Annotated in this window: 14 protein-coding genes; 8 read left to right on the forward strand and 6 right to left on the reverse strand. The window is 74.7% G+C overall.

Annotated elements, in window-relative coordinates:
- Positions 1–307: 307 nt before the first annotated feature.
- Complete coding sequence (locus ACF1A1_RS21050) at positions 308–1,681, forward strand: cryptochrome/photolyase family protein (RefSeq protein WP_392001764.1); 1,374 nt, start codon at positions 308–310, stop codon at positions 1,679–1,681.
- 80 nt (positions 1,682–1,761) lie between these two features.
- On the opposite strand, the gene ACF1A1_RS21055 is transcribed toward ACF1A1_RS21050, so the two are convergent.
- On the reverse strand, positions 1,762–2,592 hold the full coding sequence (locus tag ACF1A1_RS21055; protein ID WP_392001765.1) for an SGNH/GDSL hydrolase family protein: 831 nt from the start codon (positions 2,590–2,592) through the stop codon (positions 1,762–1,764).
- An 89-nt stretch (positions 2,593–2,681) separates the two neighbouring features.
- A complete protein-coding gene (locus ACF1A1_RS21060) occupies positions 2,682–3,590 on the reverse strand; it encodes a LysR family transcriptional regulator (RefSeq protein ID WP_392001766.1) in 909 nt (302 codons plus the stop codon).
- A gap of 152 nt (positions 3,591–3,742) precedes the next feature.
- On the opposite strand from ACF1A1_RS21060, the gene ACF1A1_RS21065 reads away from it, so the two are divergent.
- Entirely contained in the window at positions 3,743–4,438 is a 696-nt protein-coding gene (locus tag ACF1A1_RS21065; RefSeq protein WP_392001768.1) for a type 1 glutamine amidotransferase domain-containing protein, read from the forward strand.
- Positions 4,439–4,440: 2 nt separating this feature from the next.
- Positions 4,441–4,998: a TetR/AcrR family transcriptional regulator gene (locus ACF1A1_RS21070; RefSeq protein ID WP_392001769.1), complete on the forward strand. Its 558-nt coding sequence runs from the start codon at positions 4,441–4,443 to the stop codon at positions 4,996–4,998.
- A 182-nt stretch (positions 4,999–5,180) separates the two neighbouring features.
- Here the strand turns inward: ACF1A1_RS21070 and ACF1A1_RS21075 are convergent, their stop codons facing one another.
- Positions 5,181–6,233, reverse strand: a complete 1,053-nt coding sequence (locus ACF1A1_RS21075; protein ID WP_392001771.1) for a MerR family transcriptional regulator — start codon at positions 6,231–6,233, stop codon at positions 5,181–5,183.
- Between the two features lie 134 nt (positions 6,234–6,367).
- On the opposite strand from ACF1A1_RS21075, the gene ACF1A1_RS21080 reads away from it, so the two are divergent.
- Positions 6,368–7,000 (forward strand): sigma-70 family RNA polymerase sigma factor, encoded by a 633-nt coding sequence (locus ACF1A1_RS21080; protein WP_392001773.1) that lies wholly within the window; start codon positions 6,368–6,370, stop codon positions 6,998–7,000.
- 466 nt (positions 7,001–7,466) lie between these two features.
- Complete coding sequence (locus ACF1A1_RS21085) at positions 7,467–7,907, forward strand: SPW repeat protein (RefSeq protein WP_392001775.1); 441 nt, start codon at positions 7,467–7,469, stop codon at positions 7,905–7,907.
- Positions 7,908–8,137: 230 nt separating this feature from the next.
- Here the strand turns inward: ACF1A1_RS21085 and ACF1A1_RS21090 are convergent, their stop codons facing one another.
- Positions 8,138–8,914, reverse strand: coding sequence for a GNAT family N-acetyltransferase (locus ACF1A1_RS21090; RefSeq protein ID WP_392001777.1), 777 nt, complete (start codon positions 8,912–8,914; stop codon positions 8,138–8,140).
- 244 nt (positions 8,915–9,158) lie between these two features.
- Here ACF1A1_RS21090 and ACF1A1_RS21095 point away from each other — a divergent pair, with 244 nt between their 5' ends.
- Positions 9,159–9,635, forward strand: coding sequence for a nucleoside deaminase (locus ACF1A1_RS21095; RefSeq protein ID WP_392001779.1), 477 nt, complete (start codon positions 9,159–9,161; stop codon positions 9,633–9,635).
- 52 nt (positions 9,636–9,687) lie between these two features.
- Here ACF1A1_RS21095 and ACF1A1_RS21100 read toward each other — a convergent pair whose 3' ends face one another.
- Positions 9,688–10,347: a chaplin family protein gene (locus tag ACF1A1_RS21100; RefSeq protein ID WP_392001781.1), complete on the reverse strand. Its 660-nt coding sequence runs from the start codon at positions 10,345–10,347 to the stop codon at positions 9,688–9,690.
- 294 nt (positions 10,348–10,641) lie between these two features.
- Between ACF1A1_RS21100 and ACF1A1_RS21105 the strand changes: the two genes are divergently transcribed.
- Both ACF1A1_RS21105 and ACF1A1_RS21110 read left to right on the forward strand, forming a co-directional pair.
- Positions 10,642–12,240, forward strand: a complete 1,599-nt coding sequence (locus ACF1A1_RS21105) for an alpha/beta fold hydrolase (RefSeq protein WP_392001782.1) — start codon at positions 10,642–10,644, stop codon at positions 12,238–12,240.
- Positions 12,241–13,713: a glutamate synthase-related protein gene (locus ACF1A1_RS21110; RefSeq protein ID WP_392001784.1), complete on the forward strand. Its 1,473-nt coding sequence runs from the start codon at positions 12,241–12,243 to the stop codon at positions 13,711–13,713.
- On the opposite strand, the gene ACF1A1_RS21115 is transcribed toward ACF1A1_RS21110, so the two are convergent.
- Positions 13,706–14,485 carry an alpha/beta fold hydrolase gene (locus tag ACF1A1_RS21115; RefSeq protein ID WP_392001785.1) on the reverse strand — a complete coding sequence of 260 codons (780 nt, stop codon included), beginning with the start codon at positions 14,483–14,485 and terminating at the stop codon, positions 13,706–13,708. The genes ACF1A1_RS21110 and ACF1A1_RS21115 overlap by 8 nt on opposite strands.
- Positions 14,486–14,543 lie beyond the last annotated feature (58 nt).

Below are 14,543 nucleotides of genomic sequence, written 5' to 3' on the forward strand. Positions count from 1 at the left end.
TGGCGCGGCAGCCGCCGCCCGTAACCCAGTCCCGAAGCGCGACGCCCCGGCGCGAGCCCCGCCAGCGCAACCTCCGTGGCCCAAGTCCCGCAGCGCGACGCCCGGCGCACGCGCCACAGCGCGACGCAGGTCCCCGAAGCCCCACCCGTCACCGAAGCCCCCGTCCCCAAGGTCCCATCGGTCACCCAAGCCCCACAGCGCGACCCCCGCCCCGGATCCCCAAGAGGTGACCGTCGCGCATCCGCGGGCCCCGCCGTCGCGGAAGTACCCGGTGGACCACCCCCTCACCTCATCCGGAGCCAGCGTCATGAACGTCTCGGTCGTCCTGTTCACCTCCGACCTGCGCCTGCACGATCATCCGCCGTTGCACGCGGCCCTGGAGGGCACCCCGGGCACCCGGGAGGTGGTGCCGCTGTTCGTGCGGGACCGGGCCGTCGACGGCGCCGGGTTCGCCGTACCCAACCGGCTGGCGTTCCTCTCCGACTGTCTGCGGGACCTCGACTCGGGGCTGCGGGAGCGGGGCGGGCGGCTCGTCGTCCGTTCCGGTGACCTCGTGGGGGAGGTGTGCCGGGTGGCCGGCGAAGCGGGCGCCGACGAGGTGCATCTGTCGGCGGACGTGAGCGCGTACGCGCAGGGCCGCGAGGAGCGGCTGCGGCGGGCCCTGGAGGCCGAGGGAGTGCGCCTGCACGTCCATGACGCAGTGACGACCGTCGTCGCGCCCGGCACGGTCACCCCGTCCGCCTCCGATCACTTCGCCGTGTTCACGCCGTACTTCCGGCGCTGGTCGGAGCAGCGGCCGCGGGACGTGTTCGGTGCGCCCCGCACCGTCCGCGTGCCGGACGGCGTCGGCTCGGAGGAGTTGCCGTCGTACAGGGGCGTGTCGGAGGGATTGGCCCCGGGCGGCGAGACGGAGGGGCGCGGGCGGCTGACCGCCTGGCTGCGCGGCGGGCTGGCCCCGTACGAGGACCGGCACGACGACCTGGCCGGCGACGCGACCTCCCGGCTCTCCCCCCACCTGCACTTCGGCACCCTCTCCCCCGTCGAACTCGTGCAGCGGGCGCGCGCGGTGGGCGGCCCGGGTGCCGATGCGTTCGTACGGCAGCTCGCCTGGCGCGACTTCCACCGTCAGCTGCTGGCGGCCCGCCCGGGCGCGGCCCGCGCCGACTACCGCTCGCGGCAGGACCTCTGGCGTACGGAGCGGACGGCCGGTGCGGACATCGAGGCGTGGCGGGCGGGCCGTACCGGATATCCGGTCGTGGACGCGGCGATGCGGCAGTTGCGCCACGAGGGCTGGATGCCCAACCGGGGCCGGCTGCTGACCGCGAGCTTCCTCACCAAGACGCTGTACGTCGACTGGCGGATCGGCGCCCGGCACTTCCTGGACTTCCTGGTGGACGGGGACATGGCCAACAACCAGCTCAACTGGCAGTGGGTCGCGGGAACCGGCACCGACACCCGGCCCAACCGGGTCCTCAACCCCGTGACGCAGGCCAGGCGGTACGACCCGGACGGGACGTACGTGCGGCGCTGGGTGCCCGAACTGGCGGGGATCGAGGGTCCGGCGGTGCACGAGCCGTGGAAGCTGCGGGGCCTGGACCGTGCGGCGATCGACTACCCGGATCCGCTCGTCGAACTGTCCGAGGGGCTGGCCCGGTTCAGGCGGGCGCGCTCGTACGACTGAGGAGCGCCCGTGGCCATCCCCGCCGACCGTTCCCGTCGCGGCCGGACGGCCCCCGGCCGGCGCGGATGCGGCCGCGGGCCTCAGACGGGAGAGGCGTCCGCGGTGGTCCATCCGGGCCGTTCGCCGACGGGCAGCAGGTCCGGCCGTTTGGCCGTGCGGCCGTCCCCGGAGGAGCGGCCCCGCAGGCGACGGCCGAGCCAGGGCCCCAGGAAGGCGGCGGCCCAGCGCAGTTCGCCGGGTCCGGCGCGCCATCCGGCCGGGGCCGGGGACCGCGGGGCGGGCAGGGGGTGGGTCCAGGAGTCGTCGCTGCCGGGCAGGCCGAGGGCGTGCGCGACGGCGGCGGCGATCCGGGCGTGGCCGAGCGGGGAGGCGTGCAGCCGGTCGGGGCTCCACAGGCGTGGATCGGTGGCCACGTCATGGCCGTATGCCTCGGCCACGACGACGCCGTGCCGGCCGGCCGCCTCCCGGATGCGGGCGTTGAGGGCGAGGACGCGAGGGACGAGGGGACGGGCGAGCGGGACGAGGCGGGCGACGTCGGGGAAGGTCACGGTGGCGACGCGGGCGCCCTGCGCGGTGAGTGCGGCGAACACGGCCTCCAGGTGTCCGGCGACCTCGTCGGCGTCGAAGCGGGGCCGCAGCAGGTCGTTGACGCCGGCGACCACGGTGGCCAGGTCGGGCCGCAGGGCGAGGGAGGGGGCCAGCTGCTCGGCGCGGACCTGGCCGGCGAGCCGGCCGCGGACGGCCAGATTGGCGTAGCGCAGGCCCGGTTCCTGGCGCGCCAGGTGCTCGGCGAGGCGGTCCGCCCAGCCGCGCAGGCCGGTGCCGTCGTCGCCGTCGCCGAGCCCTTCGGTCTGGCTGTCGCCGAGGGCCACGTACCGCGTGTACCGGATCTCCGTGCTCGTGCTGGACATGGACAGCCCCCTGTTCGCCGACTCGACCGCGCCAGCATACTCACTTTTTTTACTACTCAGGTAGGTGTCCAAGAGATCGGGCCATCGCCTCACCACGTGCGCCCGGCGCCCAGCAACAGGTCCCGCACGCGGGTGACGTCGGGGTTCTCCACGGCACCGGGCCGCTGCACGAGGAAGCCGGTGTTGATCGGCGGGTCGTCCGGTTCGTGCAGGGCGACGAGGGCGCCCGAGGTTAGTTCGGGGAGACAGAGGTACCGGGGCAGCACCGTGAAGCCCGCCCCGGCGACGACCGCCGCCAGCACCCCGCGCAGGTCGGGCACGGTCACCGCGGCGGGGCTCGACAGCCGCCGGCCGAAGACGTGCCGCCAGTAGCGGCGGGCGATCGGCAGGTCCTCCGCGTAGGTGACCAGCGGCACCGACTGGAGCGCCGCGGGCAGATCGGCGGCCGGCCGGTCCCCGAGCCGCTCGGCCCACACCGGTGCGGCGACCAGCACGAACTCCTCGTCCGTCAGGGGCGCGGAGACCAGGGCGCGGCCGCGCGGACGGGTCGTGGCGATGACGAGGTCGTGCCGGCCGGCCCGCAGTTCGTCGAGGAGCGGCTCGGTCAGACCGGTCGCCACGCGCAGCCGTACCCCGTCGGCCACCAGCGGCGCCAGGGCGGGCAGGACACGGACGCACAGCAGCTCGGCGGGCCCGGCGAGGTGCACCGGGTCGGCCCGGCCGGCCACCGCCGGGTCCGGTCCGGCCACCGCCGCCAGTTCGTCGAGGGGGGCGGCGACCCGGGCCGCGAGTGCGTCGGCGACGGCCGTGGGGGCGACGCCGCGCGGGAGCCGCTCGAACAGCTCGCGGCCCGCCTGCCGCTCCAGGGTGCGCATCTGCGTCGTCACGGTCGGCTGGGACAGGCCGAGCAGCTGCGCGGCGCCGGTGAACGAGCCCGAGCGGTACACCGCGAGGAAGGTGCGCAGCAGGTTGAGGTCCAGGTGATGGGTGTGCTCCACCGGCCCCAGTATTCCCGGGCCCCCATTACGTTTCCAATGTCTGCCATGGAAATCGGCATTGGTGCCCTATGGGTTGGCGGGCCTAGTTTCGGAGACACGACAGGCTGACGTTCCGCATCCGGAGCGTCGGGAACGACACCTCGGAGACACACATGGCCAAGATCCTTTTCGTGATGACCGGCGCCGACCACTGGACGCTCGCCGACGGCACCCGGCACGCCACCGGCTTCTGGGCCGAAGAGGCCGTCGCCCCCTACCAGGCGTTCCGGGCGGCCGGGCACGAGGTCGTCGTGGCGACGCCCGGCGGCGTCGTCCCGCCGGTCGACAAGGGCAGCCTCGCCGCCGAGGTCAACGGCGGACAGGAAGGTGCCGACCGGATCGCCGCGGGGCTCGCGGCCATGTCCGAGCTCCAGCACCCGGTCCGCCTGGAGGACGTGGACCTCGACGACTACGCGGCCGTCTTCTACCCCGGCGGGCACGGCCCGATGGAGGACCTGGCCGTCGACGCCACCTCCGGCCGGGTCCTGGTCCGGACGCTGGAGTCGGGCAAGCCGCTCGGTGTGGTCTGCCACGGCCCCGCCGCTCTGCTGGCCGCCGTGCGGGAGGACGGCTCCAACGCCTTCGCGGGCTACCGGGTCGCCGCCTTCACCAACGCCGAGGAACTCCAGGCCGGTCTGGGGGAGAAGGCCAAGTGGCTGCTCCAGGACCGGCTGACCGAGGCCGGCGTCGACGTGCGGGTCGGCGAGCCGTGGGCGCCGCACGTGATCGTGGACCGCAACCTCGTCACCGGCCAGAACCCGGCCTCCTCGGAGCCGCTCGCCGCCGAGCTGCTGAAGAAGCTGGGCTGACCGTGGGCGCCGACCGGCTCCCCGAGGTCCTGGACGCCACGTACGAATGCCTCACCCGGTACGGCGTGCGGCGTACCACGATGGACGACATCGCCTCGACGATGGGCGTCTCCCGGTCGGCGGTCTACCAGTACGTCCGCAACAAGGACGACGCCTTCCAGCGGCTCGCCGCCCGGCTGCACGAACGGGCCCTGGAGCGGGCCCGGCGAGCCGCCGCCGCGCGGGACGTCCCGTACTCCGAGCGCGTGCGGGGCGTCCTGGCCGCCAAGCTCGATCTCGCCCTGCGGCTCGCCGGGGACTCCCCGCACACTGCCGAACTGCTCGACGAGAAGGACCGCCGCTTCGGCTCCCTGTGCGCCACGTTCGGTGCGGACCTGCGGGGCCTGCTGGTCGGCGTGTTCACCGAGGCCGGCACGGCGGACGGCGTCGGCGCGGCCGAGGCGGCGGACGTCTGCCTGGCGCTGGTCGTGGGCCTGGAGGACGTGCCGGGCGCCCGACGGCTGCTCGCTCCGGCGGCCGACGCGCTGGTGTCGGGACTGCTCGGCGAGGAACGCCGCTGACGCCGGGACGTCGCGCGCGGTGCGTGGGGGCCTCGGACCCGCTCACGCACGGGGCCGTTCGACCAGCTCGCACGGGGCCGTTCGACCGGCCGCGCCGGCATCGCGGATCAGCGCTCACGCCGGGACGTCGGGATCAGCGCTCACGCCGGGACGTCGGGATCAGCGCTCACGCCGGGAGGTCCTCAGACGAACGTCTGTGGGCCGTCCGCCGCCGGTGCGGGCGCCTGCGCACGGGACAACATCTCCAGGGCCTCACGGAGTCCGGTCGGCCGCGGCATCCCCTGCGCGGCGCGCCCCGCCCAGCCCGGACCGCCGAGCACGACGGTCGGCCCGCGCCGTGCGCCGTGCACGCCCCATCGCGTGTCGGCGATGTGCCGGGCCAGCGCCGGACTCGCCGTGGAGCGGGCCTGGGCCCACAGGACCACCGCGGCCGGTCCGAGGCGCCGGACGGCGGCCGTCAGCGCCTCCGCGGGTACGGCGGCGCCGAACATGCGGGTCGGGAGCCCGAGCCGACTCAGTCCGGCGTTGAGCGCCTCCAACGGCAGGGTGTGCTGCTCGCCGGGCAGGCAGGCCAGCACCACCGGCCCCGTGACGCCCGCCCCCTCCGCCGGCGCGGGTCGGCCGGTGGCGCGGCGCAGGGCGGTGGAGACGTGCCAGGACAGCAGGTGCTCGACCTCGACGTACCGGTCGCCTGACGACGCCCACTTGCGGCCCACGGCGTGCAGGGTCGGCACCATCACCTCCTGCCAGGCGACGGTCAGCCCGTACTGTTCGACGGCCGCGCCCAGTTGCTCCTCGACGGCCGACGCGTCGAGCCGTACGGCGGCGCGGGCGAGCCCCCGGCACTCCTGGCGCACAGCGCCCCCGAGGGGGAGCGCGCCGGCCGCCCGGGACCGGCCGACGTCGGCCGGCGCGACACCGTCCGGCGCGGCCTCGGTCCGCGCCAGGGAGCGCGCCTCGGCTCCTCGACCGGCCGCCTCCCGCGCCTCCCGCGCCTCCCGCGCGGCCCACGCGGCCTCGGCGGGCGGCACACCGGCCGCCGTCAGCCGGCACATCGCCTCCAGCACGGCCACATCGCCCGGCCGCCAGCGACGGTGCCGTCCATCGGCACGGACCTCGGGTCCGATGCCGTACCTGCGGTCCCAGGAACGCAGCGTCGTGGGCGCCACACCCAGCCGACGGGCCAGGGCACCGGTCGTCAGACCGGGATACTCCGGGCTCGGGAACTCGCTCATGACCCGACGATACGACGCGGAAACGACGCGGGTTGAGGCGTCGGCGGCGAGGCTCGCACGATGACGGCACGGGGGACACCCCGGACGACGTCCGCACCGGCCCCCGACCAGGCCGCCCGACGTGAGGAGCCGCCATGAGCCTGCCGTCCAGCGCCCAGGCCCCGCCCGCCGTCGCCACCGCCGAAGGCGCGTCCGCCGAGGCCGGCCTCCCCGACGAGGCCGACCCGTCCGACGAGGAACTGGCGCGCGGCCTGGTCGCGGGTGACGAGGCGTGCCTGACCGCCGCCTACCGGCGCTGGTCGGCGCTGGTGCACACGCTGGCCCGGCGCTCCCTGGGCGACGCGAAGGAGGCCGAGGACGTCACCCAGCAGGTGTTCCTCGGCGTCTGGCGCGGTCGCGCGGGCTACCGGCCCGAACGCGGCACGGTCGGCGGCTGGATCGTCGGCATCACCCGGCGCAAGATCGCCGATGCCCTCGCCGCCCGCACCCGCCGCCGGGACCTGGTCGCCACGGCCGGGTCCGTGCTCACCCTCGCCGACCCCGGGCGCGACCGCCCGGAGACCGTCCTCGACCGCGTCCTGCTGAGCGGCGAACTCGCCAGACTGCCGGCGCCCCAGCGGCAGGTGCTGCGGCTGGCCTTCTACGAGGACCTGACCCAGACCCAGATCGCGGCGCGCACCGGCTGGCCCCTGGGCACGGTCAAGAGCCACGCCCGGCGCGGCATGCACCAGCTGCGCCGCCGACTGGAGCCCGGAACACCCCACTGAGCACTCCGGTGCGGGACGCCGTTCGAGGACCCTTTCGACGCGGAAACGCTGCACAGAGGGCGCCGCGCCCGCCGCGGATCCGCCCATCCGCCGCGGATCTCCCCATCCGCCGCGGATTCCCGCATCCCACCGCCGATCCCCGCATCCGGAGCCCCTCCAGCGGCGGAAGCCCTTCCCGCGGCAGCCCTCTCCCTCGGGCGCCGCGGGGGGAGCGTGGCCCCGCGCCGCGGGGGGAGCGCGGCCCCGCTCCCCCCTCGCCCCCGGGGAGGTTCGGTGCTCTCCGGGGGCGAGCCCGGGCGGGGACCGCGCGGGGTTTTCCTCCGTGGCGCCGCCGGGGTCATGACATAGCGGTCACCCCGTCCCAGCTCTACACATAAAGACCAAATAAGCGCAGAATAAACATGCGCGGCGCTCACCGCACACCGCACCAGACGCGGTCGGCCTGCAAGTCAAAAGGAGACGAGCCATGGCCAACGTCTCGCCCACCAGGGGCGATATGTCGACTCACCCCGATGCTTCCGAGATGCGGTCGCGGTACGACCGCGTGCTCGGGGGTCGCGATGTGGCGCTCGTGGACGGACCGGTGTTCCTGCTCGGTCTGTACTGCGCCGTGTCCCCGTGGATACTCCACTACACCGCCAGCCAGCCCGCACTCGTGGCCCACAACCTGGTCGTCGGCATAGCGATCGGCCTGCTGGCACTCGGATTCACCGCGGCTCCGGCCCGCATGTACGGCCTCAGCTGGGCCATGTGCGCGCTGGGCATCTGGATGATCATCGCCCCGTGGGTCGTCGGAGACAGCCCCGACGCCGGTGTCATCGTCAACAACGTCATCATCGGCGCCCTCGCCCTGATCCTCGGGCTGGTGTGCGCCGGTACGGCGGCGAAGAGCGTCCCCAGGCCGTAGCCGCCCCCGGCAACGGCCGACTCCACTCCCGGCACGGGGAAAGGCGGCCCGGCCGGCCCGCGCGAGCGGGTCGACCGGGCCGCGCCGCAGCTCGCGACCGCTTCGGCGTGGCCGACACCGGGGGCGTGGACCGGGTCGGGTGGCTGATCCGGATCGGTCTGGCCGCGGTGGGTGTGAAGGCCCTGACCGTGCGAAGGCGCGGTGTGACGGGACCGGGCGGGAAGAGGCGGTCAGGGCACGTACACGTACGGCGTGGTCGTGCTCAGCGCCGCGAAGCCGAGCCGCTCGAGGATGGGGCGGCTCTGGTCGGAGGCGTCGACCTGGAGGTAGCGGTAGCCGCGGTCGGCGGCGGCGCGGGCACGGTGGGCGACCAGGGCACGGTAGATGCCGCGGCCGCGCCAGCCCTCGACGGTGCCGCCGCCCCAGAGCCCGGCGAACCGTGTTCCGGGCACCAGTTCCATCCGCGCCGAGCTCACCGGTTCGTCCCCGGCGAGGGCCACGACGGCGACGACCGTGTCGGGGTCGGCGGTGAGGCGGGCCAGCATCTGGTGGCGCAGCCGTGAGGCGTCCGTGCCGAACGCCCTCTCGTGCACGTCGGTCACCAGGTCGACGCCGGCCGGGTCGGTGACGGGGACGATCCGCACGCCGTCGGGCAGTTCGGCGTCGAACAGCAGGTCCCGGGTCTCGCCGATCATCAGCGTCTCCTCGGCTTCGGGCGTGAACCCGGCCGCCGTGAGCCGCCGTCCGAGGTCGGCGGGGCGGTCGTGCCCGTAGACCTTCCATTCGAACCCGTGACCGAGTGTGGTGTAGTGGGCGATCTGTTCGGCGATCACCGTGTCGACGTCGGTCGTGTCGAGGTCGGACCAGACGACGCCGTTCCAGCCCTGCGCGGAGGCGACCTGGCGGGTCACGCTCCCGGTGCGTTCGATGCGGGCGTCGGGGCCGTCGGGGCGTGCGCCTCGGCGCATGTCTCGGTCGTGGAGGGCGAGTACGGCGGTGTGATCCATGCGCCCACTCCAACACCCCCGCCCGCCCGTCTCAACGCATTTCCCGGGGCCACGGGGAGTCCGCGTTCCCGGGGCCACGGGGAGTCCGCGTTCCCGAAGACGCACGGCCGCCCGGGAGCCGTACCCCCTCGTCGCCCTGGTCCTCGCCGCGGTGGCGGGCGGCCGGCGGCACGCCTTCCCGGTGCTTCGCGGGCGGTCCTGGGCTGAACGCCGAAGACCGACCGCCCGGAGGAGGCCGCACACCATGGTGAACGCCGACGAACTCCCGTATCTGCGCCGCTGCGTCGAGCTCGCCGCCGAGGCGCTGCGCGTCGGGGGCGAACCGTTCGGCTCGGTGCTGGTCGGCGCGGACGGCACGGTCCTCGCCGAGGACCACAACCGCGTGGCGTGGGGTGACCGCACCCGCCACCCCGAGTTCGAGCCGACCCGCTGGTCGGCGGCCCGGCTCTCGCCCGAGGAGCGGGCGGCGGCCACCGTCTACACATCCGGCGAGCACTGCCCGATGTGTGCGGCCGCCCACGCCTGGGTGGGCCTCGGCCGCATCGTGTACGTCGCCTCCTCCGCCCAACTCGCCGCCTGGCTGACCGAGTGGGGCGTACCGGCGCCACCGGTACGGACCCTGCCGGTCCAGGAGATCGCACCCGGGGTGACCGTGGAGGGGCCGGTCACCGAACTCGCGGAGGAGGTGCGGGGGCTCCATCGGCGGTTCCACGGAGCCTGAGGGCGGGCTCGGGAAGCCGCCCGCCCGGTGAGGACCGCGTTTTCGCGGCGGATCAGCGCTCCGCGCCCGGCCGGAAGCGGCGGTAGAGGATCGCGCCGCCGAGCACCAGGGCCGCGCCGCCGACGAGGGTGGGGACGGTGGCGTCGGTTCCCGTGTCGGCGAGGGAGACGGCCGTCTCGGTCGGGGCCTGCGCCGCCGGGGCCGCGGGGGCGGGCGGCACGGCCGCCGGGACCGTCGGCTCCGGGCGGGAGGCGGCGGGCGGCGTGTGCCGCGTCGGGGGCTCGGGCTCGGCCGGGGGTTCGGCCTCGTCCGAGGTGTTCACGGACCCGTTGCCGATCGCCGGGTTCCCGATGCCGACGAGGTTCACGCTGCCGCCGACGATCACGCCGAGGTCGACCGGCGCCTGGACGCCGTTGTCGGAGACGGCGTCCTGCCGGCCCGCCACCTCGCCGGACGTCTTCGCCCCGCCGACGGACTCCCCGGACGCGGCGACGGAGCCCTCGTCGGCGAAGGTGGTGCCCGCGGCGGAGTTGAGCACGCCCACCAGGTTCACGGTGTCCCCGGACAGATCCACCGGGGGAAGCACCGGCTGCTGGACGCCGTTGCCGGAGATCAGCCCGGGCGCGGCGGCCGGGGACGCGTTCGCCGCGCAGTCGGCGAACGCGGGCATCGTCATGGCCATCGCGCCGGAGACGGCGGCGACGGCGATCACACCGTTTCGGGTAACCCGTTTCATGGGGTCCCTGCCTTCCAGACATGGTCGCGGGCGCTCGCCCGCACCCCGTAGAACGCGGCTGAAGCGTCCGAGTTATGCCTATTGGGGCTTTCACCCCATCGAGCGTCGCCGTGTCGAACACGCGACGCCTCCTCCCCTGGCCCTGGGCGGTGCGCGGCGTAGCGGCCGCGAAGTGGTCCCGCCCGTCCGGAGGCGGCCCCTCCACGGCCCGCCTATCGTGGGCGAGGGCGCCGGTTCCCGGTCCGCTGTGGGGCGCCCCTGGAGGCACTGATGCTGGCCAAGCTGTCGAAGCGGCTCCGGCCGCGGCGCTGTGCGCTCGCCGCGGTTGCCGTACTGACCCTGCTGGGCGCGGGACTGCCGACGGTGACCGCGGACACGGACGGTGACCGCGACCCCGGTCTGTCGCGGTTCTACGAGCAGAAGGTCACCTGGAAGGCGTGCGAGGGCGACGGGATGCCCGACGATCTGCAATGCGGGAAGGTGACCGTCCCCGTCGACTACGCGCACCCGAAGGCCGGCTCCCTGGACCTGGCGCTCGCCCGCTACCGGGCCACCGGCGAGAAGCGCGGCTCGGTGCTGCTCAACTTCGGCGGGCCCGGCGGCCCGGGCGTCCCCGAGCTCGCCTACGGCGGCAAGGACTTCATGGACCTCACCGACGGCTACGACGTGGTGGCCTTCGACCCGCGGGGCGTCGGCCGGTCCTCGCCGGTCAGTTGCGGGGACGGCGAGGACGACGCGTTCGCCGCCCTCGGCGACACCCCGGCCGACGTCACCGACCCACGGGTGCTGCTGGACCGGTTGAAGAAGGCCGCCGCCGCGTGCGCCGAGCACTCCGGGCCCGTCCTGCCGCACATAGGCACCGTCAACGCGGCCCGGGACCTGGACGTGATGCGCGAGGCGCTCGGCGACAGCAAGCTCAACTTCCTGGGGTTCTCCTACGGCACCCGGCTCGGCGCGGTGTACGCCGCCCAGTTCCCCGACCGGGTGGGCCGGCTCGTCCTGGACGGCGTCGACACGCTCACCGAGCCGCTGGCCGAGCAGGGCATCGCGAGCGCCCGGGGGCAGCAGGTGGCGCTGGAGGACTTCGTCGACTGGTGCACCGACGACATCGCCTGCCCGTTCGGGCAGGATCCGCGCAAGGCCCGGGAGGAGGTCGTACGGCTCGTCCGCTCGCTGGACGAGGACCCGGTGGCGACGGACTTCGGCGACGAGTTCACCGGGCAGGACCTCGTGGGCGCCATCGGGCAGGGGCTGTACAGCAAGGAACTGTGGCCGTCCCTGGAGCGGGCGCTGGCGCAGCTCGTCGAGCACGGGGACACCAGCGGGGTCATGGCGTTCGCGACCGGCGGGCTGGCGCTGCCGTTTCGCGACCCGGGCGGCGGCGATCCCACCGGGGGCCTGGTGGACGAGGAGGACATCCCGCTCGACAACCTGCCGGCGGCGCTGATGGCGATCAACTGCGCGGACGACCCCGACCGCCCCACCGCCGAGCAGGTCACCGCCGACCTGAAGCGGCTGCGCACCGCCTACGAGGAGGCGTCGCCGGTCTTCGGCCGCTACCGGCTCATCCAGGTCCTGATGTGCTACGGCCGCCCCAAGGGCACCGACTACATCCGCGAGCGGGTGAAGGACCTCGACACGCCGAAGATGCTGCTCATCGGAACCCGGGGCGACCCGGCGACGCCGTACCGCTGGACCGTGGAGACGGCGGAGCGGCTCGGGCCGTCGGCCGTGGTGCTCGACAACCGGAGCCAGGGGCACACCGGGTACGGCTCGTCGAAGTGCGTGCACCGCAAGGTCGACGACTTCCTGCTGTACGGCTCCCTGCCGCCGAGCGGCAGTTCCTGCGGGGCGGACGAGGAGCGCTGAGTGCGCCGCTACCTCTCCCTGCTGCTCGTCGCCCTCGGCGCGGCCGGAGCGACGGTCGCCTCGTACGCCCTGTCCGCCTGGTGGTGGTGCGCGGCCGGGCCGCTGCTGGCGCTGACCGGTCTGGGCTGCCGGGACCTGGTGCAGCGCCGGGACGCGGTGCTGCGCGCCCATCCCCTGGCCGGTCGCCTGGGGGGCGGGCGCGCCGTCGTCCGGGAGCGCGCCGGGGACGTGGACGTGTACGCGGACGGCCACGAGTTCCTGGTGCCGTCCCTGCGCCCGGTCGAGCCGCCCGAGGAGCCGCCGGTGGTGCGGGTGGGCGGGCCGGACTGCCGGCAGCCGTACGACATGGCGCTGCTGAACGTGTCCGCGATGAGCCTCGGGGCGCTGTCGCCGCGCGCGGTCCTCGCGCTCGGCCGCGGGGCGCGGCTGGGGCGTTTCGCGCAGGACACCGGGGAGGGCGGGTTGTCGGAGTACCACCTGCGCGGGGGCGCGGACCTCGTCTGGGAGATCGGGACGGGGTACTTCGGCTGCCGGACCGACGACGGCGGTTTCGACGCGCGGGAGTTCGCGGACAAGGCGGCGCTGCCGGAGGTGAGGTGCGTGTCGCTCAAGCTCTCGCAGGGGGCCGCGCCCGGGGGCGGCGGCGAGCTGCCGGGGGTGAAGGTCAGCGCCGCGGTCGCACGCGAGCGCGGGGTGCCGGCGGGCGAGACGGTGGTGTCGCCGCCGCGCCACCGGGTGTTCTCCACCCCGCGGGAACTGGTGCTGTTCCTCGCCCGGATGCGGGAGCTGGCGGGCGGCAAGCCGGTCGGCTTCAAGCTGTGCGTCGGGTCGCGGCGGGAGTTCCTCGCGCTGTGCAGGGCGATGGTGGCGGAGGGCGTGACGCCGGACTTCGTGGTCGTGGACGGGGCGGAGGGCGGGACGGGTGCGGCACCGGCGCCGTCCGCGGGACGGCTGGGCGTGCCGCTCACCGAAGGGCTGATCACGGTGCACAACGCGCTGGTGGGCGCCGGTCTGAGGGAGCGCATCCGGATCGGGGCGAGCGGGAGGGTGGCCACGGGCCCGGACATCGTCGCACGCCTCGTCCAGGGCGCCGACTACACCAACGCGGCCCGCGCGATGATGCTCGCGCTCGGCTGTGTCGAGGCCCGGCGCTGCCACACCGGCACCTGCCCGGCCGGCGTCACCACCCAGGACCCGCTGCGGGCGCGCGCCCTGGATGTGGACGACAGGTCCCGGCGGGTCCACCACTACCAGCGGGCCACGGTCCGCGACGCCGTCCGGATCATGGCGGCGATGGGCGTGCCGGAGCCGGGCGGGCTCACCCCCGCCCACCTGGTGCGGCGGACGGGGCCGACGACGGTCCGCTCGTACGCGGAGCTGTACGAGTGGCTGGAGCCGGGCGCGCTGCTCGCGGGGCCGCCGGAGTCGTGGGCGGCGGACTGGAAGGCGGCGGACCCGGACGGCTTCAGTTAGCCGGGGTCACGAAGGCGTCGATCGCGGCCGTCAGCTCGGCGGGCTTCTCCACGGGCAGTTCGTGGCCCGCGTCGAGGATGCGGACGGTGGCGTCGGGATAGGCCTTGGCCATCCGGAGCATCTGCCGCACCGGCAGCTGGATGTCGTGGTAGCCGTGGATCATCAGGGTCGGGGTGCGGATCTCCCCCACCCGGTCCAGCACGTCGAAGGCGCGCATGGCGCCGTACAGCGTCATGACCACCTCGCGCGGGGTGTCCGCGGAGGACTTCACGTACTGGCGGATCTCCTCGCGCGGATAGCCGGGGGCGAAGGCGCGCTGGATGTTGGCGGCGACGAACAGTTTGAAGGGGACGAGGGTGGAGACGGCCATCAGCAGGCCCCTGCCCCGGCTGTAGGCCATGCGGCCGATGGAGTTCACCAGCACCATCCGCTCGACGCGCTCCGGGTGGGCGAGGGCGATGGTCTGCGAGATCATCCCGCCCATCGAGTGGCCGACGAGGACGAACCGCTCGATCTTCAGGTGGTCGAGGAGGGCGAGCACGTCCTCGGCCAGCGCGTCGACGGTCTTCACGCCCGCCCCACGGCTCTCCCCGTGCCCGCGCAGGTCGAGCCGGATCACCCTGCGTCTTTGGGAGAAGTGGGCCACCTGGTGGTCCCAGCGGTGCCGGTTCGCCGTCCAGCCGTGGACGAACACCAGGGGTACCCCGCCGCCGTCGCGCGGGCCCTCGTCGTCGTACGTCAGTGTCGCGCCGTCGACTTCGAGCTGCGGCATGGGTGCCTCCTGCGGTGCGTGCCGTCTGGTTACTGCCCGGTACGTTAACCGGCCGCCG

This window comes from Streptomyces sp. NPDC014995 (genome assembly GCF_043080745.1).
Classification (GTDB): Bacteria; Actinomycetota; Actinomycetes; order Streptomycetales; family Streptomycetaceae; genus Streptomyces.

Excerpts from the sequence above, each read along its gene's own strand:
- ACF1A1_RS21050 (WP_392001764.1), top strand. The coding sequence starts at position 308 with ATGAACGTCTCGGTCGTCCTGTTCACCTCCGACCTGCGCCTGCACGAT.
- ACF1A1_RS21055 (WP_392001765.1), bottom strand. The coding sequence starts at position 2,592 with ATGTCCAGCACGAGCACGGAGATCCGGTACACGCGGTACGTGGCCCTC.
- ACF1A1_RS21065 (WP_392001768.1), top strand. The coding sequence starts at position 3,743 with ATGGCCAAGATCCTTTTCGTGATGACCGGCGCCGACCACTGGACGCTC.
- ACF1A1_RS21075 (WP_392001771.1), bottom strand. The coding sequence starts at position 6,233 with ATGAGCGAGTTCCCGAGCCCGGAGTATCCCGGTCTGACGACCGGTGCC.
- ACF1A1_RS21080 (WP_392001773.1), top strand. The coding sequence starts at position 6,368 with ATGAGCCTGCCGTCCAGCGCCCAGGCCCCGCCCGCCGTCGCCACCGCC.
- ACF1A1_RS21085 (WP_392001775.1), top strand. The coding sequence starts at position 7,467 with ATGGCCAACGTCTCGCCCACCAGGGGCGATATGTCGACTCACCCCGAT.
- ACF1A1_RS21090 (WP_392001777.1), bottom strand. The coding sequence starts at position 8,914 with ATGGATCACACCGCCGTACTCGCCCTCCACGACCGAGACATGCGCCGA.
- ACF1A1_RS21095 (WP_392001779.1), top strand. The coding sequence starts at position 9,159 with ATGGTGAACGCCGACGAACTCCCGTATCTGCGCCGCTGCGTCGAGCTC.
- ACF1A1_RS21105 (WP_392001782.1), top strand. The coding sequence starts at position 10,642 with ATGCTGGCCAAGCTGTCGAAGCGGCTCCGGCCGCGGCGCTGTGCGCTC.
- ACF1A1_RS21115 (WP_392001785.1), bottom strand. The coding sequence starts at position 14,485 with ATGCCGCAGCTCGAAGTCGACGGCGCGACACTGACGTACGACGACGAG.